The sequence below is a fragment of the Arthrobacter sp. OAP107 genome (assembly GCF_040546765.1).
GTDB lineage: Bacteria > Actinomycetota > Actinomycetes > Actinomycetales > Micrococcaceae > Arthrobacter.
In genome coordinates this window covers 3,844,387-3,863,814 of record NZ_JBEPOK010000001.1, presented here as the reverse complement: position 1 = coordinate 3,863,814, position 19,428 = coordinate 3,844,387, and the positions used below count along the sequence as shown (strand labels likewise).

22 protein-coding genes and 1 riboswitch are annotated in these 19,428 nt (G+C 67.6%); of the genes, 14 read left to right on the top strand and 8 right to left on the bottom strand.

Going from position 1 to position 19,428, the window contains the following annotated elements; genetic code table 11:
* Positions 1-8: 8 nt before the first annotated feature.
* The 4 genes from ABIE00_RS17705 to ABIE00_RS17690 all read right to left on the bottom strand — a co-directional run bounded on the left by ABIE00_RS17705 (position 9) and on the right by ABIE00_RS17690 (position 3,263).
* On the bottom strand, positions 9-533 hold the full coding sequence (locus ABIE00_RS17705) for a gamma carbonic anhydrase family protein (RefSeq protein WP_354262012.1): 525 nt from the start codon (positions 531-533) through the stop codon (positions 9-11).
* Between the two features lie 104 nt (positions 534-637).
* Complete coding sequence (locus tag ABIE00_RS17700; protein ID WP_354262011.1) at positions 638-1,396, bottom strand: haloacid dehalogenase type II; 759 nt, start codon at positions 1,394-1,396, stop codon at positions 638-640.
* 21 nt (positions 1,397-1,417) lie between these two features.
* Positions 1,418-1,756 carry a DMT family transporter gene (locus ABIE00_RS17695; RefSeq protein WP_354262010.1) on the bottom strand — a complete coding sequence of 113 codons (339 nt, stop codon included), beginning with the start codon at positions 1,754-1,756 and terminating at the stop codon, positions 1,418-1,420.
* Between the two features lie 94 nt (positions 1,757-1,850).
* Positions 1,851-3,263 carry an aminotransferase-like domain-containing protein gene (locus tag ABIE00_RS17690; protein WP_354262009.1) on the bottom strand — a complete coding sequence of 471 codons (1,413 nt, stop codon included), beginning with the start codon at positions 3,261-3,263 and terminating at the stop codon, positions 1,851-1,853.
* Here ABIE00_RS17690 and ABIE00_RS17685 point away from each other — a divergent pair.
* Positions 3,262-4,215: a DMT family transporter gene (locus tag ABIE00_RS17685; RefSeq protein WP_354262008.1), complete on the top strand. Its 954-nt coding sequence runs from the start codon at positions 3,262-3,264 to the stop codon at positions 4,213-4,215. The genes ABIE00_RS17690 and ABIE00_RS17685 overlap by 2 nt on opposite strands.
* 11 nt (positions 4,216-4,226) lie before the next feature.
* On the opposite strand, the gene ABIE00_RS17680 is transcribed toward ABIE00_RS17685, so the two are convergent.
* On the bottom strand, positions 4,227-4,586 hold the full coding sequence (locus ABIE00_RS17680; RefSeq protein ID WP_354262007.1) for a class I SAM-dependent methyltransferase: 360 nt from the start codon (positions 4,584-4,586) through the stop codon (positions 4,227-4,229).
* A 119-nt stretch (positions 4,587-4,705) separates the two neighbouring features.
* Positions 4,706-5,566 carry a formyltetrahydrofolate deformylase gene (gene purU / locus ABIE00_RS17675; protein WP_354262005.1) on the bottom strand — a complete coding sequence of 287 codons (861 nt, stop codon included), beginning with the start codon at positions 5,564-5,566 and terminating at the stop codon, positions 4,706-4,708.
* Positions 5,567-5,608: 42 nt separating this feature from the next.
* Positions 5,609-5,695: riboswitch (ZMP/ZTP riboswitch) on the top strand.
* 173 nt (positions 5,696-5,868) lie between these two features.
* Between purU and glyA the strand changes: the two genes are divergently transcribed.
* The 13 genes from glyA to ABIE00_RS17610 all read left to right on the top strand — a co-directional run bounded on the left by glyA (position 5,869) and on the right by ABIE00_RS17610 (position 17,748).
* Positions 5,869-7,173, top strand: a complete 1,305-nt coding sequence (gene glyA, locus ABIE00_RS17670) for a serine hydroxymethyltransferase (RefSeq protein ID WP_354262003.1) — start codon at positions 5,869-5,871, stop codon at positions 7,171-7,173.
* Between the two features lie 3 nt (positions 7,174-7,176).
* Complete coding sequence (locus ABIE00_RS17665) at positions 7,177-8,076, top strand: bifunctional methylenetetrahydrofolate dehydrogenase/methenyltetrahydrofolate cyclohydrolase (RefSeq protein ID WP_354262002.1); 900 nt, start codon at positions 7,177-7,179, stop codon at positions 8,074-8,076.
* 126 nt (positions 8,077-8,202) lie between these two features.
* Positions 8,203-9,375, top strand: a complete 1,173-nt coding sequence (locus tag ABIE00_RS17660; RefSeq protein WP_354262001.1) for a sensor histidine kinase — start codon at positions 8,203-8,205, stop codon at positions 9,373-9,375.
* The gene (locus ABIE00_RS17655) at positions 9,372-10,037 is read left to right on the top strand and encodes a response regulator transcription factor (protein WP_354262000.1); all 666 of its coding nucleotides are present in this window, start codon (positions 9,372-9,374) and stop codon (positions 10,035-10,037) included. Before ABIE00_RS17660 ends, ABIE00_RS17655 begins: the two co-directional genes overlap by 4 nt.
* 157 nt (positions 10,038-10,194) lie before the next feature.
* Positions 10,195-10,515, top strand: a complete 321-nt coding sequence (locus tag ABIE00_RS17650; protein WP_354261999.1) for an SHOCT domain-containing protein — start codon at positions 10,195-10,197, stop codon at positions 10,513-10,515.
* Positions 10,516-10,766: 251 nt separating this feature from the next.
* A complete protein-coding gene (locus tag ABIE00_RS17645; protein WP_354263413.1) occupies positions 10,767-11,681 on the top strand; it encodes an ABC transporter ATP-binding protein in 915 nt (304 codons plus the stop codon).
* A 100-nt stretch (positions 11,682-11,781) separates the two neighbouring features.
* Positions 11,782-12,600, top strand: coding sequence for an ABC transporter permease (locus ABIE00_RS17640; protein WP_354263411.1), 819 nt, complete (start codon positions 11,782-11,784; stop codon positions 12,598-12,600).
* Positions 12,597-13,430, top strand: coding sequence for an ABC transporter permease (locus ABIE00_RS17635; RefSeq protein WP_331571523.1), 834 nt, complete (start codon positions 12,597-12,599; stop codon positions 13,428-13,430). The genes ABIE00_RS17640 and ABIE00_RS17635 overlap by 4 nt, the downstream gene beginning before the upstream one ends.
* An 88-nt stretch (positions 13,431-13,518) precedes the next feature.
* Entirely contained in the window at positions 13,519-14,082 is a 564-nt protein-coding gene (locus ABIE00_RS17630) for a hypothetical protein (protein WP_354261998.1), read from the top strand.
* A gap of 10 nt (positions 14,083-14,092) precedes the next feature.
* Positions 14,093-14,926 carry an exodeoxyribonuclease III gene (locus ABIE00_RS17625; RefSeq protein WP_354261997.1) on the top strand — a complete coding sequence of 278 codons (834 nt, stop codon included), beginning with the start codon at positions 14,093-14,095 and terminating at the stop codon, positions 14,924-14,926.
* Positions 14,927-14,944: 18 nt separating this feature from the next.
* Positions 14,945-16,033, top strand: coding sequence for a tryptophan--tRNA ligase (gene trpS, locus ABIE00_RS17620; protein WP_354261996.1), 1,089 nt, complete (start codon positions 14,945-14,947; stop codon positions 16,031-16,033).
* A gap of 4 nt (positions 16,034-16,037) precedes the next feature.
* On the top strand, positions 16,038-16,646 hold the full coding sequence (locus tag ABIE00_RS17615; RefSeq protein WP_354263410.1) for a 2'-5' RNA ligase family protein: 609 nt from the start codon (positions 16,038-16,040) through the stop codon (positions 16,644-16,646).
* On the top strand, positions 16,591-17,748 hold the full coding sequence (locus ABIE00_RS17610; protein ID WP_354261995.1) for a YihY/virulence factor BrkB family protein: 1,158 nt from the start codon (positions 16,591-16,593) through the stop codon (positions 17,746-17,748). The genes ABIE00_RS17615 and ABIE00_RS17610 overlap by 56 nt, the downstream gene beginning before the upstream one ends.
* Here the strand turns inward: ABIE00_RS17610 and ABIE00_RS17605 are convergent.
* Both ABIE00_RS17605 and ABIE00_RS17600 read right to left on the bottom strand, forming a co-directional pair.
* Positions 17,705-18,475, bottom strand: coding sequence for an alpha/beta hydrolase family protein (locus tag ABIE00_RS17605; protein WP_354261994.1), 771 nt, complete (start codon positions 18,473-18,475; stop codon positions 17,705-17,707). The genes ABIE00_RS17610 and ABIE00_RS17605 overlap by 44 nt on opposite strands.
* Before the next feature lie 169 nt (positions 18,476-18,644).
* Positions 18,645-19,427 (bottom strand): succinate dehydrogenase iron-sulfur subunit, encoded by a 783-nt coding sequence (locus ABIE00_RS17600; protein WP_354261993.1) that lies wholly within the window; start codon positions 19,425-19,427, stop codon positions 18,645-18,647.
* Position 19,428 lies beyond the last annotated feature (1 nt).

Here is a 19,428-nt window from a genome sequence, read left to right as displayed (position 1 = left end):
GCTGCGACCTACTTGCCGGCGTGGACTTCGCGGTGGGCCTGGGCGAGCTCGCGGTAGCGCGCAGCATTGCCCTTCACGCCGTCGAACTCCTCATCGGTAAGTTCGCGGCGAACCTTGGCCGGGACCCCGGCCACCAGCGAGCGGGGCGGGACTACCGTCCCCTCCAGCACGACGGCGCCGGCTGCCACGAGCGAGCCGGCGCCGATCACCGCTCCATTGAGGATGGTGGCGCCCATGCCGATGAGGCAGTCGTCCTCGACGGTGCAGCCATGGACGACGGCGCTGTGCCCGACGCTGACGCGCGCCCCGACGCTGCAGGGGAAGCCGGGGTCGGCGTGCAGGACCACGTTGTCCTGCAGGTTGCTGCCGGTGCCCACGGTGATGGCGGCGGTGTCGGCACGCACGGAGACGCCGTAGAACGCGCTGGCGTCCTCGGCGAGCGTGGCGCGGCCGATGACCGAGGCCGTCGGCGCAACGAAAACGGTGGGGTGGATGTCCGGCGTGTCACCGGCGAAGGGGTAAATGGGAGCCATGCCCCCAAGCCTAGGACACGGCGGCCCGATGCCCTCTCGTTTGGCGTTTTTGTCCATTTGTCGCGGAGGACGGGGCGTTTAGTTCGCGATATCTGGACGAAAACTCAACCGGCGGGGGTGAGGGTGCTTGCCAGTTGGATGAAGTCCGCTGCCGCGGCGTCCCAGTCTGAGGCCGGGGCCAGGTCCGTGGCCTGTCCGGGCCCGTGCTCGGTGGCCCGCGGGACAAACGCGGTGGCCAGTCCGGCGGCCCGGGCCGCGGCAAGGTCACCGTTGTGCGCCGCAACCAGCATGACTTCGCCCGGGTGGAGCCGGAGGACCGAGGCGGCCCCGAGATAGGCGGCGGGGTCGGGTTTGTAGACCCGGAGCAGGTCCAGGCCAACAACAACGTCCCAGGGCAGCCCGGCATTCTTGGCCATGTTGACCAGCAGGGCCGTATTCCCGTTGGACAGCGGCCCGATGACGTAACGGCTCTTCAGCCGGTGCAGTCCTTCGCGGACGTCCGGCCACGCGGGCAGCCGCTCCCAGGCAAGGTTGAGTTCCTCGAGGTCCGCGCTGGCAAATCGGGCAGGGGAGAGCCCGCTCCGCTCGAGGACGCGCTTCAGATTCTCCAGATGCAGTTGGTCCAACGGCACGTACCCCCGTTGGCCTGAGCGGACCGTTTCCATGGACGGCTGGTACTCAGCCCGCCATTTGTCCGCCAGATCGGACGGGTCCAACGTGAGCCCGTGCCTGTCCGCGAATCTGCCGAGCTCTGCGGCCACGCCGGACCGCCAGTCGACCACCGTCCCGAAGGTGTCGAACAGCACGGCCCTGAGCTGCCGACCTGTCGAAGGTGAAATGAATGCCGGAGGCGACGCTGTCATGGGATCTCCCGCACGGGCCCGTCAGTGAGCTCCGCCGACGTTCAGCACGACGACGCCGGCGACCACCAGTGCGATCCCGAGGACTTTCATCAGGTTCAGTTCTTCGCCAAGGAAGACGGCGCCGATGGCCACGATGGCCACCGTTCCGAGGCCCGACCACAGGGCGTACGCCACCCCGACCGGCACGCTCTTGATCACCTGAGACAGAAGTGCGAAGGCTACGCCGTAGGACGCCAGGCACCAGACGCTGGGCCAGAGCCGGCTGAATCCTTCTGTCGATTTCAGGAGGCTGGTGCCCAGGACCTCCACCGCGATCGCCAGTGCCAGATACACGTAGCCCAAGAAGCTGTCCTTTCCCATGGCGGTGGCCTTGGCCGGCGTGCTGCCGGCCCTGTGCATCAAAGACGCTGCACACCCAGACCACTCCCATCCTAGGTGCCGCAGAACGGTGAAATTACCCGGGGGTCCGGGACAGCTCCTGGCCGAGGATCCGGATGCCTTCGGCGAAGGCGCCCGGGTTCGGACCTGCGTAGTTGAGCCGGATGAACGGCCCCGCCGGTTCGGCCGGGAACCACTCCGTTCCGGCCGCAATGAGGACGCCGGCCCTTTCGCAGTTCCGGGCGAGCTGTTCGACGTCGGTCCCGTCGGGAAGGCGTGCCCAGAGGTTCAGCCCGCCCTTGGGGACATTCTCGATGTGCGCCTGCGGCGCATGCTGAAGCAGGCTCGTGAGCAGCAGATCGCGGCGGGACTGGAGCTGGTGCCGGAGGCTTCTCAGGTGGGTCTGCCAGGCCGGCTGTGTGACGACGTCGAGTGCCGCGGCCTGGAGGAGTCCGCTGACGTACATTGACTCTGCCGCCCGGTCGGCCAGGATGCGGTCGCGCGCGGGGCCGCGGGCGATGACGGCGGCCACGCGGACAGCGGGGGAGACACTCTTGGTTAATGAACGGATATACACAACGTGTCCGGAATCGTCGCGGGCCGCCACGGGCTGGGGTGTGGTGGTGATGCCGAAGTCGTGGGCCCAGTCGTCCTCGAGGAGGAAGGCGCCGTTCTTGCGGACGACGTCCAGCACCTCTTCCGCACGCCGGCCGTCCCACTGCGCGCCGGTGGGGTTCGCGTAGTTCGGCTGGGCATAGAACATTCGTGCCCCCGTCTCCTCGAAGGCGCGGGCCAGTTCGTCCGGCTCCGGCCCGGCGGCGCCGCTGGGCACGGGAACCACGCGGACGCCTGCTTGCGCCGCGGCCAGGATGGCTCCCCAGTAGGTCGGGGACTCCACGAGCAGCGGCTGCCCGTAGCCGACCAACGCCCTGAAGATGGAGCTCAGGCCGCTTTGGCTGCCGGGAAGGACGACGACGTCGCTCGGGGTTGGCGGGGTAACGCCGGCCGGGGTGGAGCTTCCGAGCTCGTGGGCGAACCAGGACTGCAGTTCTGGCAGCCCCGCCGCCGGGGGCCGGGACAGCGCTGCCTCGCCCCGGGCCGCCCGTGTAAGCGCCGCGCGCACCTGCCGCTCGGGCAGGAGCTCGCGGTCCGGATAGCCCGAATGGAACGCAATGACGTCGTTCGGTGCGGTCCGCATTGCAGCGGAGCCGGGCCGAAGCGGCGCCTGCGGTGACCGCAGGGCAGCCGTCTGCCAGCCGTAGTCCGACGGCCGCGCGGTCCGGACGGCGCGCACGAATGTCCCCACGCCTGGCCGGCTCTCGATGACACCCTCCCTCGTCAGGGTCTGCAAAGCCTTTTGTACGGTCACGGGGCTGGCCTGGTACTCCGCCACGAGCGACCGGGTCGACGGCAGCCTGGACCCGGGCGCCGCGGCGGCGACCCATTGCCTCAGTCGCGACGCAATGCGGGAACTGCTATCGTTGTTCATGAGAGACTATAGTAGCGCTACTGTTTCAGTTCGCCCAGTGATATCTTCCCCGGGATCGTCGCCCACAAGCTCATGGCACGCCGGAATCTGGTGGGGCCTGCTGGGCGTGGCAGCCTTCTCGTTCACCGTTCCCTTGACCCGCCTCGCGGTCGAGGGGCTGTCCCCGTTGTTTATCGGCTCGGCCCGGGCGGTGGTGGCGGCGGTCCTTGCCGCCGCGGCCCTGATGCTGACGCGGCAGCCCCTGCCCCACGGCGCGCAGTGGCTGCGTCTGGCCGTGGTGGCCGGAGGCGTCGTCGTCGGGTTCCCGATGCTGACGTCCTTCGCGCTCACCGCCGCGCCGGCCAGCCATGGGGCGGTGGTGATCGCCCTGCTCCCGGCCGCGACGGCGACAGTAGCGGTGCTCCGGGGGCGTGAGCGCCCGCAGACAGGGTTTTGGATCGCGACCGGAACGGGGGCGCTTGCTGCCGTTGCCTTCGCCCTTGCGCAGCCCGGTGGCTTTGGCCAGCTGCAGTGGACGGATCTGTTGTTCTTCGGTGCCGTCCTGGCCGCTGCCGTGGGGTACGCGGAGGGCGGTCTGCTGGCCCGCGCGCTTGGCGCGTGGCAGACCATATCCTGGGCCCTCGTCCTGGCCGCGCCCGTGATGCTGCTTCTTGTGGCTGTCTCCGTGTCCCAGGAGCAGCCGGCGGGCACGCCGGTACAGTGGGCCGCCTTCGCCTACCTCGGCGTCGTCAGCATGTTTCTGGGGTTCTTTGCCTGGTACCACGGCCTCGCCATCGGGCCGATGGCCCAGGTGAGCCAGGTGCAGCTCGCCCAGCCGGTGATGAGCATCTGCTGGGCGGCATTGCTGCTCGGCGAGCAGCTGACGTGGGTCACCGTCGTCGGCGGACTTGCGGTCATACTCTGCGCCGGCGCCGCCGTCCGTGTACGGCTCGTCCGCCTGCCGGCGTCCTAAGGGAACACAAGCTAGGGCAGGACGACGGCGATCGGCGCACCCGGTTCCGCCACCCGCTCAAGCTCGCGCACGACGTCGTCCGCCTCGTCTGCCGTCAACCCGTCCAGTGACTGGACCGCCCAGACCGCCGGGAACGTATTCGCGGCGAAGGGCAGGCGCGTGGGCACTGCCACGGACACGCTCAGGCGGCGGGCCATGGCGTACCGGACGTTGCCGTCAAAAGGATCAACGCCTGTGTAGTGGATGCCAGCCTGGACGAACCGGAGGCCGTCGTCACCCGGGCCGCAGCATACGTCAAGCACGGAGTGCCTGCCCTGGGCCTTGAGCAGGGCGATGAAAGGTTCCAGCGAGATTTCGGTCAGCAGCGCCATCGTGTTAACCAGTCTTGGTTAAAACCCGCCGCGTGTGAACCGGCCCCCGGAACCCGATCCGCCGCGGGCGCATTGCCCGCGGCGGCGATGGTAGCTGACCGTAAGTCAGCCAACAGCGGTCAGTTGAAGACGACAGTCCGGTTGCCGTCCAGCAGCACCCGGTGTTCGGCGTGCCACTGCACCGCCTGGGCGAGGGTGCGGCCCTCCACGTCCCGGCCCATCTGCACGAACTGCTCCGGCGTGCGCGCGTGGTCGACGCGGATGACTTCCTGCTCGATGATCGGGCCCTCATCCAGCGCGGCGGTGACGTAGTGCGCCGTGGCGCCGATCAGCTTCACGCCACGGGCATGGGCCTGGTGGTAGGGCTTGGCGCCCTTGAAGGACGGCAGGAAGGAGTGGTGGATGTTGATCGCCTTGCCGGTCAGCTCCGTGCACAGCTCATCCGAGATGATCTGCATGTAGCGGGCCAGGACGGTCAGTTCGACGCCTTCCTCCGCGATGATCTTGCGCAGCTGGTCCTCGGCCTGTTCCTTGGTGTCGGGCGTCACCGGGATGTAGTGGAACGGGATGCCGTAGAACTCGGCCAGGCCGGCAAGGTCCCGGTGGTTGGAGACGATTGCGGGGATCTCGATGGGCAGGGTGCCGGAGCGCTGCAGAAAGAGGAGGTCGTTCAGGCAGTGGGCGGACTTGCTGGCCATCAGCAGGGTGCGCACCTTCCGGCCGACAGGGTTCAGGTTCCACTGCATGCCGAAGGCTTCAGCCACCGGCTCCAGGGCAGCAACCACTTCGCTTTGCGATGCCGTGGTGGTGGCTTCCACGCGCATGAAGAAGGTGCCAGTGGACTCGCTGCCGTACTGCTGTGAGTCCGTAATATTGCAGCCCGCCACGAGCAGGGCGCCGGCAACGGCGTGCACGATTCCAGGGCGGTCGGGGCAGGACAGGGTTACTACGTACGATTTGGCGAGCTGGTCTTCATTCACGTAGAACAGCCTACCCGCGCGTTGGCCCCGGTTTTGATAGTGTGGTGGCGTCGCAACTGGCGTTTGGGTGGCTAACCACCAGGGAGCGGCACTCACGAAGACCACGGATCGTACGCCTGGGCCGAGGGTCATGTTTTGCCGGTAGCGCTGCGCTTCTCGAAGAGCAGCCACCCAGTGCGCTGCGGCGCCCTTAGAGACCTGTGCCCGGAAGGGTTTCCGGATGATGGTCATCGACGGGCGGAGCAACGTTCCAGCCGGTAGCCTGACCTTTAGCAGTGCCCATCCCTAGCCAGGAGTTCTTCGTGACTACTTCACCGACTTCCGTTAGCACCTCCTCCGTCAGCAACCAGCCGCTGGCTGAACTCGATCCCGAGATCGCCGCAGTACTGGACCAGGAACTCGGCCGCCAGCGCGGCACCCTGGAAATGATCGCCTCCGAAAACTTCGCGCCCCGCGCGGTTATGGAAGCCCAGGGCTCCGTTCTGACCAACAAGTACGCCGAGGGCTACCCGGGCCGCCGCTACTACGGCGGCTGCGAGTACGTGGACGTCGCCGAGCAGCTGGCGATCGACCGGGTCAAGGACCTCTTCGGCGCCGAATACGCAAACGTCCAGCCGCACTCGGGCGCACAGGCCAACGCTGCCGCGCTGCACGCCATGATCACCCCTGGCGACAAGATCCTGGGCCTCTCCCTGGCCCACGGCGGCCACCTCACCCACGGCATGAAGCTGAACTTCTCCGGCAAGCTCTACCAAGTTGCCGCCTACCAGGTCGAGGAAGACAACTTCCGCATCGACATGGACAAGCTGCGCGAGCAGGCCATCGCCGAAAAGCCCCAGGTCATCATCGCCGGCTGGTCCGCATACCCGCGCCACCTCGACTTCGCAGCCTTCCGCTCCATCGCCGATGAGGTCGGCGCACTGCTCTGGACCGACATGGCGCACTTCGCCGGCCTGGTGGCCGCCGGACTGCACCCGAGCCCGGTGCCGCACTCCGACGTCGTCACCTCCACCGTGCACAAGACGCTGTCCGGCCCCCGCTCCGGCGTCATCCTGGCCAAGCAGGAGTGGGCCAAGAAACTCAACTCTGCCGTCTTCCCGGGCCAGCAGGGCGGACCCCTCATGCACGTGATCGCCGCCAAGGCCGTGGCCTTCAAGATCGCCGGCACTGCCGAATTCAAGGAGCGCCAGGAGCGCGTCCTGGAAGGCGCCAAGATCATCGCCGACCGCCTCAACCAGTCCGATGTTGCCGAAGCCGGCGTCTCCGTCCTCACCGGCGGCACCGACGTCCACCTGGTGCTGGTGGACCTGCGCAACTCGCAGCTGGACGGCCAGCAGGCCGAGGACCTCCTGCACTCCGTGGGCATCACCGTCAACCGCAACGCCGTGCCGTTCGACCCGCGCCCCCCGATGGTCACCTCCGGCCTGCGCATCGGCACTCCGGCCCTGGCCACCCGCGGCTTCGGTGCCACCGAATTCACCGAGGTTGCCGAGATCATCGCCACCGCGCTGAAGTCCGGCTCCGCCACCGACATTGATGCCCTGCAGGCCCGCGTGGACAAGCTCGCAGCCGATTTCCCGCTGTACCCGCAGCACGAGCAGTGGTGATCCGTGACTGAAACCGCAAAAACCGCGCAGATCCTTGACGGCAAGGCTACCGCCGCTGCCATCAAGGCCGAGCTGACCGAACGCGTGGCCGCACTCAAGGCCAAGGGCGTCACTCCGGGACTGGGCACCATTCTGGTGGGGTCTGACCCCGGCAGTACCTGGTACGTGGCCGGCAAGCACAGGGACTGCGCCGAGGTGGGCATCAACTCCATCCGCCGCGACCTGCCCGAGGAAACCACCCAGGACGAGCTCCTGGCCGTGGTCCGCGAGCTGAACGAGAACCCGGCCTGCACCGGCTACATCGTCCAGCTGCCGCTGCCCAAGCACATCGACCAGGACGTCATCCTGGAGGCCATGGATCCGGACAAGGACGCCGACGGCCTGCACCCGATGAACCTGGGCCGGCTCGTGGCCAACATCAGCGGCCCCATGAAGTCCCCGCTGCCCTGCACCCCCAAGGGCTGCGTGGAACTGCTCAGCCGCCACGGCATTGACCTGAAGGGCAAGCGCGTCCTAGTGGTCGGCCGCGGCGTCACCATCGGCCGGCCCGTAGGCCTGCTGCTGACCCGCAAGGATGTCAACGCCACCGTCGTGCTGGCGCACACCGGCACCGCAGACCTGCCCGCAGAACTCCGGCAGGCCGACGTCGTGATCGCCGCGGCGGGCGTGCCGCACCTGGTCAAGGCGGAGGACCTGAAGCCGGGCGCCATTGTGCTCGACGTCGGCGTGAGCCGTGTTGACGACGGCACCGGCAAGGCGGTGGTCACCGGAGACGTGCACCCCGACGCCGCCGACGTCGCCGCCTGGCTGTCCCCGAACCCGGGCGGCGTCGGTCCGATGACCCGCGCCATGCTCCTGGCCAACGTGGTGGAAACCGCGGAGCGCCAGGCAGGTCTCCGCTAGGTCTCGACAGGCTGGACCCAAGTCTGGGCCCAGCCTGCGAGGGTAGGGAGCCTACTCCTGCGGGAGTAGGCTCCCTACGCCGTTAAGCCGACGACGGGCGGGGCCTTCCCGGCTAGGCTCGGACCTATGCAGCGCCGATTCCGGGGACCGCCCACAGCAGCCATCGTGCTTTCCGTGGGCATCTTCGAGGTGGTGGGCACCGTGTTCGCCTCCGCCCGGCAACCGGACCACCGGCCGCTGGATGCCCTCGCGTTCGTCCTGCTGCTGGCGGGACCGGCCGCCCTGTCGCTCCGGCGCCGCGCCCCGCTGGTGATGCTTCCGGCCGCCGCGGCGTCCGTCGGGGCGTACCTGACCCTTGGCTATGCGTGGGGCCCGGTGTTCCTGGCGCTGGCGCTGGCATTCGTGCTCTCCGCCGCGGCCGGGAAGCGTTGGCAGACCTGGGCCGTGGCCGGCGCATGTGCAGCCCTCCTGGTGGCCGGCGCGGCAGCCGACGGCGACGAGTTCGCCCTGATCCGGGCCTTCGCCGGCACGTCGTGGCTGGCCATTCTCGTGCTGATGGGGGAGGGCATCCGGCTGCGAACCGAACGCGTGGCGGAACGGCGCCGCCAGCGCGAGGCCCGCGAACAGGCCGCACGCGACGAGTACCGGCTGGCACTGGCCCGCGACATCCACGACGTCGTTGCGCATTCCCTGTCGCTCATCAACGTCCGTGCCTCCGTGGCGCTGCACCTCGGGGAGAAGGACCCTGACCAGTTCCGCCCCGCGCTGGAGGCCATCAAAGCAGCGAGCAAGGACTCGCTGCTCGAGATCCGCCAGCTGCTGGGCGTGCTCCGTGAGGATGCCCCGCTGAGCCCGGCGCCTCCGCCGCGGCTGGACCGGATTCCCGGGCTCGCCGACGATGCCCGCCGCGCGGGGCTCGAGGTCAGCCTGGCCCAGCCGGAGGCAACTGCCGCGCAGCAGCTTCCGGACGCCGTCCAGGAGGCGGCGTACCGGATCGTCCAGGAGGCGCTGACCAACGTCGTGCGGCATTCCGGTGCCCGGAAGGCCGCCGTCGTCCTTGCCCTGGAGGGCACGACGCCGACGGGGAACCCCGGAACGCAGCTCACCGTGACCGTTGACGACGACGGCGCCGGGGCCGCCGGAGTGCCGGAAGGCAACGGGGTGACAGGGATGCGGGAGAGGGCGGCCGCCGTGGGCGGCTCGCTGCACCTGGAGCCGCTGAACGTGGCGCCGCTGCATCCGGGCTGGCGGGTCCGGGCGGTCATTCCGGTGGCTGGACCGGAGCGGGAGGCGCCGTGATCCGCATCCTGCTGGCCGACGACCAGACCCTCATCCGCGCCGGCTTCCGGGCCCTCCTGAACGCCGAACCGGACATGGAGGTGGTGGCCGAGTGCGGCACCGGCCGCGACGCCGTCCGCCTCGCTGCCCGGGAGCGTCCCGACGTTGTGCTGATGGACATCCGGATGCCCGAGACGGACGGGCTGGAGGCCACCCGGAAAATCATGGCGGACCAGGGCCTGGCCCGCACCCGGATCATCATCCTCACCACCTTCGAACTGGACGAATACATCGCCGAGGCGGTGCGCGCCGGCGCGGCAGGGTTCCTGGTGAAGGACACCGAACCCGAGGAACTGCTCCGCGCCGTGCGTGTGGTGCACGACGGCGACGCCCTGCTCTCGCCGTCAGTCACCCGTCGCATCATGGCGCAGCTGGCCCTGCAGTCCCGGGCGACGGCGGCTCCGGTGCCGCTGGCGAACATCACGGAGCGCGAGCGCGAAGTCCTGCGGCTCGTCGGAGAGGGCCTGAACAACGCGGAGATCGCAGAGCGGCTGGTGATCACGCCGCTCACGGCCAAGACCCACGTCTCGCGCATCATGACCAAGCTGCTGGTCCGGGACCGCGCACAGCTGGTGGTGCTGGCCTACGAATCGGGCCTCGTCCGGCCCGGCTGGGCCGGCTAGGGCTGCAGGCCCGGCTGAGGCAGCAGGGGCAGGACTCCCGGCGGAGTACGCGGGGCACCCAAGGTGACTCCCGGCGTCGGACGACTCGCCGGCGTCGGACGGCCAGACTCGGATCAGAGCCGAAAGACGGCTCTTACCGAGATTTTGGGAGCATGACATGACTTCATCCCTAGCCACCACGTTCATGGTCCAGTCCGGGCAGCTGCTGGCCGACCCCGTCGCCCACGGCCCGTGGGCCGGCGGATTCTCGCCATGGTTCCTGCTGTTCCCGCTGTTCTGGATCCTGGTGATCGGACTGTTCATCTTTTTCGCCCGGCGCACCTGGCGACGGAACCACGAGTGGGCCACCGCCCGCGGCGGCGAAAGCGTCCTGCGTGAGCGCTACGCACGCGGCGAAATCGACGAGACCGAATACCGGCAGCGGCTGGAGGTCCTCCGCAGCGACTCGCGGGGAGAGTCCAGGGGGAACCGCCGGTAACGCCAACCGCAACGCGAGGTCAGATATCGCCCAATAATGCGTCCGCATTGGGCGGAAAGTGACCCCGCGTTGCTGTTCGGGTTTTTTGAGATTTAGCTATTCCTTTGGCCAACGCCGCGTACTAGCGTAATGGGGTGCCCGAACTCCATTCCGCCGAAGGAACATCCAAGAAGCCTGTGCCCCACCAAGACAAAGGGCCCGAAAACGAGACAGGGCCCGTCCAGGACCCACGGCCCGCCGCGCCGCGGTACGTGATCACCGCCGAGAACCTGACCAAGACCTACGGCGACGTCACCGCCGTCGACGGCATTTCCTTCAGCGTTCCGGCGGGGGAGTCCTTCGGGCTGCTTGGCCCCAACGGCGCGGGGAAGTCCACCACGATGAAGATGATCGGCGGGGTGTCCCAGCGGACCTCCGGAACCCTGACCATCATGGGCCTGGACCCAGAGCAGAACGGTCCCGAGGTGCGCGCCCACCTGGGCGTGGTGCCACAGCAGGACAACCTGGACGAGGAACTCAAGGTCCGGCACAACCTGCTGGTGTACGGCCGCTATTTCGGCCTGCCCATGAGCTACCTCAGGCCCAAGGCGGACGAGCTGCTGGAGTTCGCGCAGCTGACAGACAAGGCCAAGTCCAAGGTGGACGCCCTGTCCGGCGGCATGAAGCGCCGCCTCACCATCGCCCGCTCGCTCATCAACGAACCCCGCATCCTGCTGCTCGACGAGCCCACCACGGGCCTGGATCCGCAGGCCCGGCACATCCTCTGGGACCGGCTGTTCCGGCTCAAGGAGCAGGGCGTCACGCTGATCCTCACCACCCACTACATGGACGAGGCCGAGCAGCTGTGCGACCGGCTCATCGTGGTGGACAAGGGCCGGATCATGGCGGAGGGCTCGCCGGCGTCGCTCATCCGGGACTACTCCACCCGCGAGGTCCTGGAGCTGCGGTTCGGGTCGGAGCGCAACACCAGCATCGGCGCCGAGCTCGAAGGCATCGGCGAACGGCTGGAAACGCTCCCGGACCGTGTCCTGATTTACACCCACGACGGCGAGGCGGCGCTGGAGGAAGTCTCCGCGCGCGGGCTGCGCCCGCTGACGTCGCTGGTGCGCAGGTCCTCGCTGGAGGACGTGTTCCTCCGGCTTACCGGCAGGAGCCTCGTTGACTGAGCCGTCACCTGCGGTGCCGGCCAGCGGGCGTGGCGCCGGGGCAGCCCCGGGGCGCACCGCCGTCGGCAATTCACCGGAAGGCCCGACGGCGGGACGCGCCTTGCGTGCCCACCCACCGGGGGTGTCGGCCGCCAAGGCGCGCCGCTGGGGTGCCTTCTACTACGCCGAGCAGGTCCTGCGCGTGATGAAGGGCTACGGCTGGTCCATCTTCCTGTACAGCGTGGGCCAGCCCGCGGCGTACCTGTTCGCGATGGGCGTCGGCCTGGCCACGCTGGTGGACACCAACAGCGCCTCGGCGTTCGGCGGGGTCAGCTACATCGCCTTCATCGCCCCGGCACTGCTGGTCTCCGCCGCGGTCATGACGGCAGCCAACGAATTCACGTTCCCGGTGATGGACGGCTTCAAATGGCGCCGCGTCTACTACGGTCCGCACGCCTCCCCGCTGACCCCGGAACAGATCGCGGCCGGTCAGATCATCGCGGTGACCCTGCGGTTCCTGCTGCAGTCCGTCATCTACTTCGTCATCGTGGCCATGTTCGGCGCATCACCCAGCGGCTGGGGCTGGGGCTCGGTGCTGGTGGCAACCCTGGCCGGGCTCTCGTTCGGCCTGCCGCTCATGGCCTATGCGGCGTCCATCAAGGAGGACAAGGGCCAGTTCGCCATGGTGATGCGGTTCATCGTCATGCCCCTGTTCCTGTTCTCCGGCACGTTCTTCCCGCTGGACACCCTGCCGGTGCTGGTCCGGTGGGTCGGCTGGATCTCGCCCATCTGGCACGGCACGGAGCTGGGCCGGGTGATGACCTTCGGCTATGAGGAATCCCCGGTGCTGACCATCATCCACGTTGTGTTCCTGCTGGCCCTGGCCTGGTTCGGCTGGGTCCTCACCAAACGCCAATTCGCCAGGAGGATGGGGCAGTGACAATCCTGACCCAGGGCCACACCGTCACGGAGGAAGCCCGGAACCGGCGCTTCGGGCCGCTGTACTCACGCAACGCCCGCGCTGTCATCGGACGCGGGCTGATGGCCACAAAGAGCAGCAACTGGCTGGTCATGCTGTCCGGGTTCTTCGAGCCGGTGCTGTTCCTGATTTCCATGGGCGTCGGGATGGGTGCTGTAGTGGGCTCCGTTGCCGGGCCGGGCGGCCAGGAGATCAGCTACGCGGCATACATCGCACCGGCGCTGCTGGCCGTTTCGGCGATGAACGGGGCGGTGTACGACTCCACCTGGAACGTCTTCTTCAAGATGAATTTCGCCAGGCTCTACCAGGGGATGCTTTACACCTCGCTCGGACCGCTGGACGTGGCCATCGGCGAGATCTTCCTGGCCCTGCTGCGCGGCCTGCTCTACGCCACCGGGTTCACTGCGGTCATGGGGGTGATGGGCCTGATCACCACCCCGTGGGCGCTGCTGATGATTCCGGCCTCGGTGCTGATCGCGTTCGGGTTCGCCAGCTTCGGCATGGGGATCACCAGCTTCATGAAGACCTTCCAGCAGATGGACTGGGTGAACTTCATCATGCTGCCGATGTTCCTCTTCAGCGCCACGTTCTATCCGCTGAGCGTCTACCCCGAGTACATCCAGTGGCTGATCCAGGCCATGCCGCTGTGGCACGGGGTGGAGCTGCTGCGGCAGATCAGCGCCGCATCCTTCACTCCGGCCACCGCCATCCACGTGGGCTACTACCTGGTGATGATCGTGCTGGGCCTCATGCTCACCACCGGCAGGCTGCGGAGCCTGTTCCTGAAGTAGGCAGGTGTCCCGCCCGCGCCCGCTGAGCAGGTGTTCGCCGCCGGTGGAAGCGTCCTGGGGCGCTCCGGGGATTTGAGAGAATGGCTTCATGCAATCTCTGGGCAGCTCCAAGTCGTCATCCACCCCGGGCCGGGGCGGATTCTCCATGTTCCGCATCAGCGGTCCGGGCCTGCTGGTCCTGGTCACCGCCTTCCTGGTGGCTGTGATCTTCGCCGCCAACCAGAACGACGTCGTCGGCTGGGTTGTTGCGGTCATCGCGCTGTTCTGGCTGGCGCTTGCCTCCTTCGTGGTCTTCAGCATCCAGCGGGCGGCCAAGAAGGCCGGCGCCAAGATCAACGAGGCCCACAATGCGTTCAACGCCGCCACCGGCCGTGCGCCCTCCACTGTTTCGGCCGACCACGGCGGCACCCGTCTGGTGCGTGAGCGCGGCGAAGCGGAGGAACTCCGGGACATGAAGCTGGATCACTCCTTCAAGATCGTCCAGGTGCAGGTGCGCGTGGTGGAGCAGGAGCGGGCCAAGGGTGCGGCCGCGGACCAGGACACCATCCGCCGTGCCCTCGAGACCATCGAGATCACCGCCACCAACGCCCGTGACATGATCAAGTCGTCCGGCGGCTCCGGCGAGCCCGTGACCGGAACCATCATCGACTAGAGTGGAACGGGTGAGCTCGGCATTGAAGAAGGACCACCTTCGCATCGCAACAGTCAACGTCAACGGCCTCCGCGCTGCCTACAAAAAGGGCATGGCCGAATGGCTCGCGACCCGCGAAGTGGACATCCTGACCCTGCAGGAAGTGCGTGCACCTGACGCCATCGTCCGCCAGCTCATCGGTGAAGGCTGGCACATCCTGCACGCCGAAGCCGAAGCCAAGGGCCGCGCCGGCGTCGCCATCGCCTCCCGCGAGGAGCCCCTCGTGACCCGCGACCACATCGGGGACGACTACTTCGCCACGGCCGGCCGCTGGGTGGAGGCGGACTTCCGGGTCCGCGACGCCGAAGGCAATGCGTCCCAGCTGACCGTCGTGAGCGCCTACGTGCACTCCGGTGAGGCCGGCACCCCCAAACAGGAGGACAAGTACCGCTTCCTGGATGTCATGAGCACGCGGCTGCCTGAGCTCACCAAGCACAGCGACCATGCCCTGGTGACCGGTGACCTGAACGTGGGCCACACCGAGTTGGACATCAAAAACTGGAAGGGCAACGTCAAGCGTGCCGGCTTCCTGCCGGAGGAACGCGCCTACTTTGACCGCTTCTTCGGTGAGGAGATCGGCTGGAAGGATGTTCACAGGGGCCTGGCGGGTAACGTCAACGGCCCCTACACCTGGTGGTCGCAGCGCGGCCAGGCCTTCGACAACGACACCGGCTGGCGCATTGACTACCACCTGGCCACCCCCGACCTCGCGGCCGCAGCAGTGCAGGCCGTCGTGGACCGGGCACCCTCGTGGGACACCCGCTTCTCTGACCATGCCCCGCTGGTAGTGGACTACCGGCTCTAGTTCCAAAGGCCCCAACGAATGACCTCCACTTCCACCGTGACCGACGCCGCAGCCGTGCAGCCCGAAGCAGGCAACGGAACCCAGCCGGCAGCCGGCATCCGGCACCGCATCCTGTCCGGCATGCAGCCCTCGGCCGATTCCCTGCACCTTGGCAACTACCTCGGCGCACTCGTTAACTGGGTGCGGATGCAGGACGAGTACGACGCAATCTTCTTCATCCCGGACCTGCATGCCATCACCGTCCCGCAGGACCCGGCCGAGCTGGCCCGGCGCACACGGGTCACGGCCGCGCAGTACATCGCCGGCGGCGTGGACGTGGACAAGTGCACGCTGTTCGTCCAGTCCCAGGTGCCCGAACACGCCCAGCTGGCCTGGGTCCTGAACTGCATCACGGGCTTCGGCGAAGCGTCCCGCATGACGCAGTTCAAGGACAAGGCCCACAAGCAGGGCTCCGAGCACGCCAGCGTCGGCCTGTTCACCTACCCCATCCTGCAGGCCGCTGACATCCTGCTCTACCAGCCGCACGGCGTCCCCGTCGGCGAGGACCAGCGCCAGCACGTCGAGCTCAGCCGTGACCTCGCCACCCGGTTCAACTCCCGCTTCGGCGAGACCTTCACGGTGCCCAAGCCCTTCATCCAGCAGGAATCGGCGAAGATCTACGACCTGCAGAACCCCACCGCCAAGATGTCCAAGTCCGCCGAATCCCCGGCCGGGCTGATCAACCTGCTCGACGAGCCCAAGGTCACCGCCAAGCGGATCAAGTCGGCGGTCACGGACACGGAAACGGAGATCCGCTTCGACCGGGAAACCAAGCCCGGCGTTTCCAACCTGCTGACCATCTACTCGGCCATCACCGGCAAGTCCGTGGACGCCCTCGTCGGCGAATACCAAGGCAAGATGTACGGCCACCTCAAGGTGGACCTCGCCGAAGTCGTGACCGAGCGGCTGACGCCCATTCGCGACCGCGCCAACGAACTGCTGGCAGACCCGGCGGAGCTTGACCGGCTGCTGGCCCACGGCGCCGACAAGGCCCGCGCTATCGCCTCCGCCACCCTCCAGGATGTCTATGCCAAGACTGGCTTCCTGCCGTATGCCGGAGCCCGCTAGCGAGATGCCGGCCCCCAAGCCCGCCAACAGCGGAGTCAGCGACGGAATGAGCCTCGGGGTCATTCTGGGCTTCCCGCCTGAAATCGCCGAGGAACTGCAGCGGTGGCGGGCATCTTTCGGTGACCCCATGGCCACCGTCATTCCGGCGCACATCACCCTCGTCACCACCACACCCACAAATGACTGGGAAGCGGCCCGCGACCACGTGCGGAAGGTGGCCCGGACGCAGGCCCCGTTCATGGTGACCATCTCGGGAACGGGGTCCTTCCGGCCCGTCTCCCCGGTGGTCTTCATCAAAGTGGAGGACGGCTTCCAGGAGTGCGTCGACCTGCACGAAAAACTCCAGACCGGACCGCTCGCACGTGAGCTGCCCTTTGCCTACCACCCCCATGTGACCATTGCCCACGACGTCGCACCGGAAAGCCTTGATGAGGCCGAAACGGTGCTGAAAGACTACAGGGCGACCTTCCCCGTGGTTAGCATGGGACTTTACGAGCACGACACCGGCGGTATTTGGCAGCTACGGGAAGAGCTTGACTTTGGTACCGAACCAGACGATGAACGGGACGCCCTCCGAGCACCAAACGCCAACGGAGCCACCGCTCCCCACTGAGCGGGCGCAGCTGAAACTGGAGGTCATCCGCAAGCGGGTCGTATGGGGCAAAGCCCGGAGGTCCGGCCAGGGGACCTTCCCCCGGCTCTTGGCCCTGGCCCAGTTTCTGCAGGCCCGGCTGAACACCCTCCGTCCTGTGCGGGCGCTCCAGCACTACACCCGGCAGCACGGACCGCTGATGAGCGCGGGCATCGGCTTCAACATGTTCTTCTCCATCACCGGCCTCCTGGCCACGGGGTTCTCCATTGCGGGGCTGGCCTTGCGCGGCCAGCCGGCGCTCCTGGACCGGATCATCGCCAGCGTTGCCGAAAGTGCCCCCGGGCTGCTGAAGGTCAACGGCGGCGACGGGCTGGTGGATCCGAAGGATCTCCTGAACCCTGACGGTCTCGGGTGGACGGCAGTCATCGCCGCCGTCGTCACGGTCGTTACGTCACTGGGCTGGATCGCGGGCATCCGGGAGGGGCTCCGGGGAGTGATGATGCTGGGCCCGCTCAAGCTCAACCCCGTGGTCACGAAACTGCACGACGCCGGAACGCTGCTGCTGCTTGGCGTCGCCCTGGTCATCAGCTCGGGTGCGTCCCTGGTGTTCGGCACCGCCGCAGGCTGGGCGATGGAGCAGCTCCGCCTGGACCCGGCGGTGGCCGGGCCGTTGGCGGCGCTGATCAAGGTCGCCGTGCCGCTGCTTCTGAGCTGGATTACGGCGCTCATCATGTTCCGCCTGGCCGGCGGCCTGAAGCTGTCCCGGCAGGCGCTGCTGGAAGGGACCATCCTCGCCGGTGTGGGCACCACGGTCCTGCAGGTCTTCAGCACAGAGCTGCTCGCCGGCGCCGGACGGAACCCCATCCTGGCGCCGTTCGCCATCATCATCGGCCTGCTGATCTGGTTCAACCTGGTCAGCCGGGTCTATCTTGTTTCCGCGTCCTGGTCGGCCATCCGTGAGGAGGACCTGAAGGCCGCTCCGGCAGCCAAAACCACCGGCTGGGGGTCACGGCAGGTGCAGCCCGGAAAGACGCCGGTGGAACGGCATCAGCCGGCCGAGCATCCGCGCCCCGTGGGCGTCAGTGTCCGGCGTCGAGGTACTGGTCGGCCCACGCCGCGATAATCTTCGCGGCCCGCGCCGCCTGCCCCTTGCCGGTCAGCAGGTGGTCGCTGCCCTCCAGCGAGACGAAGTTCCGCGGATGGCGGGCGGTCTGGAAGATTGTGCTGGCGTTCTCGATGCCCACGGTGTTGTCCGTGGGGGAGTGCAGCACCATCAGGGGCTTGTGCAGCCGCCGGATGCAGTCCGTCAGGTCGGCGTTCTCCAGGTCCTCCACGAAGTGCCGGCGGATTTCCACGCGCTTGCCGCCGAGGTCCACTTCGGCGCTGCCCTCGCTCAGGATCCTGTCCAGGGCGGCATCGAAAACATGGGCGACGTGCTTGGGGGAGAAGGGTGCCCCGACGGTCGCGACGGCGTCGACTTCAGCGATTTCGGACGCGGCCGCGAGCACGGCGGCGCCGCCGAAGGAATGCCCCACCAGCAGCGAAATGGCCCGGCCTTCGGCCCTCATGTACTCCGCGGCCCGGACCGTGTCCGCCACCTTGTGGCTGAAGGACCCCGCAGACCACTGTCCCGCGGAGCCGCCGAGGCCCACGTTGTCGAAGCGGAGCATGCCGATCCCGTTGTCCGCCAGCGCCTTGCACATCCGCGATGCCGCGGGGCTGTCCTTGCCCAGGGTGAAGCCATGCGAAAAGACGCCCCAGCCCTTCACCGGGCCTTCCGGCACATCGAGGATCCCGGACAGCAGTTCGCCGGTGGTGCCTTCGAACGAGACTTTTTCGGAGCGGTGCATCTGTTCTTTCCTGCCGGTTGATTCCCAACCCGCACCCTAACCTCGCAAGCTCGGTCAGGGAACCCTGCGGGTGTGGGCCCTGTTCAATCAATGGAATACGACGACGGCGCCGCTCACCGTACGTTTCCCGTACGTGGTGAGCGACGCCGTCGTCCGTTACTAAACTGGCTCAGATCTTGCGGGCCAGGATGGCCTGCTTGACCTCCGCAATAGCCTGGGTGACCTGGATGCCGCGGGGGCATGCCTCCGAGCAGTTGAAGGTGGTGCGGCAGCGCCACACGCCTTCCTTGTCGTTGAGGATCTCCAGGCGCATGTCGCCGGCGTCGTCACGGGAGTCGAAGATGAACCGGTGGGCATTCACGATCGCTGCCGGGCCGAAGTATTGGCCGTCGGTCCAGAACACCGGGCAGGACGACGTGCACGCGGCGCACAGGATGCACTTGGTGGTGTCGTCAAAGCGCTCACGGTCCTCGGCGGACTGGAGGCGTTCCTTGGTGGGCTCGTGGCCCTTGTTGATGAGGAACGGCATGACCTCGCGGAAGGACTGGAAGAACGGCTCCATGTCCACGATCAGGTCCTTCTCCACCGGCAGGCCCTTGATGGGCTCGACCGTGATGGGCTTGGACGTGTCCAGGTCCTTCAGCAGGGTCTTGCAGGCAAGGCGGTTGCGGCCGTTGATGCGCATCGCATCTGAGCCGCAGACGCCATGGGCGCAGGAACGGCGGAAGGAAACACTGCCGTCAATGTCCCACTTGATCTTGTGCAGGGCGTCCAGCACGCGGTCCGTGCCGTACATGGTCAGCTTGAAGTCGTCCCAGCGGGCTTCGGCGGAAACCTCGGGGTCGTAGCGGCGGACGCGCAGCGTGATGTCGAACGTCGGGATTTCCCCGCCGCCGCCAACACCGGCGGGAAGTTCGATCTTGGAGGCTGGCTCAGCAAGTTCAGCGGACATA

What these genes read in the sequence shown, in the direction of transcription:
- ABIE00_RS17705 (WP_354262012.1), bottom strand. Translation starts at nt 533, where the DNA reads ATGGCTCCCATTTACCCCTTCGCCGGTGACACGCCGGACATCCACCCC.
- ABIE00_RS17700 (WP_354262011.1), bottom strand. Translation starts at nt 1,396, where the DNA reads ATGACAGCGTCGCCTCCGGCATTCATTTCACCTTCGACAGGTCGGCAG.
- ABIE00_RS17695 (WP_354262010.1), bottom strand. Translation starts at nt 1,756, where the DNA reads ATGGGAAAGGACAGCTTCTTGGGCTACGTGTATCTGGCACTGGCGATC.
- ABIE00_RS17685 (WP_354262008.1), top strand. Translation starts at nt 3,262, where the DNA reads ATGAGAGACTATAGTAGCGCTACTGTTTCAGTTCGCCCAGTGATATCT.
- ABIE00_RS17690 (WP_354262009.1), bottom strand. Translation starts at nt 3,263, where the DNA reads ATGAACAACGATAGCAGTTCCCGCATTGCGTCGCGACTGAGGCAATGG.
- ABIE00_RS17680 (WP_354262007.1), bottom strand. Translation starts at nt 4,586, where the DNA reads ATGGCGCTGCTGACCGAAATCTCGCTGGAACCTTTCATCGCCCTGCTC.
- ABIE00_RS17660 (WP_354262001.1), top strand. Translation starts at nt 8,203, where the DNA reads ATGCAGCGCCGATTCCGGGGACCGCCCACAGCAGCCATCGTGCTTTCC.
- ABIE00_RS17650 (WP_354261999.1), top strand. Translation starts at nt 10,195, where the DNA reads ATGACTTCATCCCTAGCCACCACGTTCATGGTCCAGTCCGGGCAGCTG.
- ABIE00_RS17630 (WP_354261998.1), top strand. Translation starts at nt 13,519, where the DNA reads ATGCAATCTCTGGGCAGCTCCAAGTCGTCATCCACCCCGGGCCGGGGC.
- trpS (WP_354261996.1), top strand. Translation starts at nt 14,945, where the DNA reads ATGACCTCCACTTCCACCGTGACCGACGCCGCAGCCGTGCAGCCCGAA.
- ABIE00_RS17615 (WP_354263410.1), top strand. Translation starts at nt 16,038, where the DNA reads ATGCCGGCCCCCAAGCCCGCCAACAGCGGAGTCAGCGACGGAATGAGC.
- ABIE00_RS17610 (WP_354261995.1), top strand. Translation starts at nt 16,591, where the DNA reads ATGAACGGGACGCCCTCCGAGCACCAAACGCCAACGGAGCCACCGCTC.
- ABIE00_RS17605 (WP_354261994.1), bottom strand. Translation starts at nt 18,475, where the DNA reads ATGCACCGCTCCGAAAAAGTCTCGTTCGAAGGCACCACCGGCGAACTG.
- ABIE00_RS17600 (WP_354261993.1), bottom strand. Translation starts at nt 19,427, where the DNA reads ATGTCCGCTGAACTTGCTGAGCCAGCCTCCAAGATCGAACTTCCCGCC.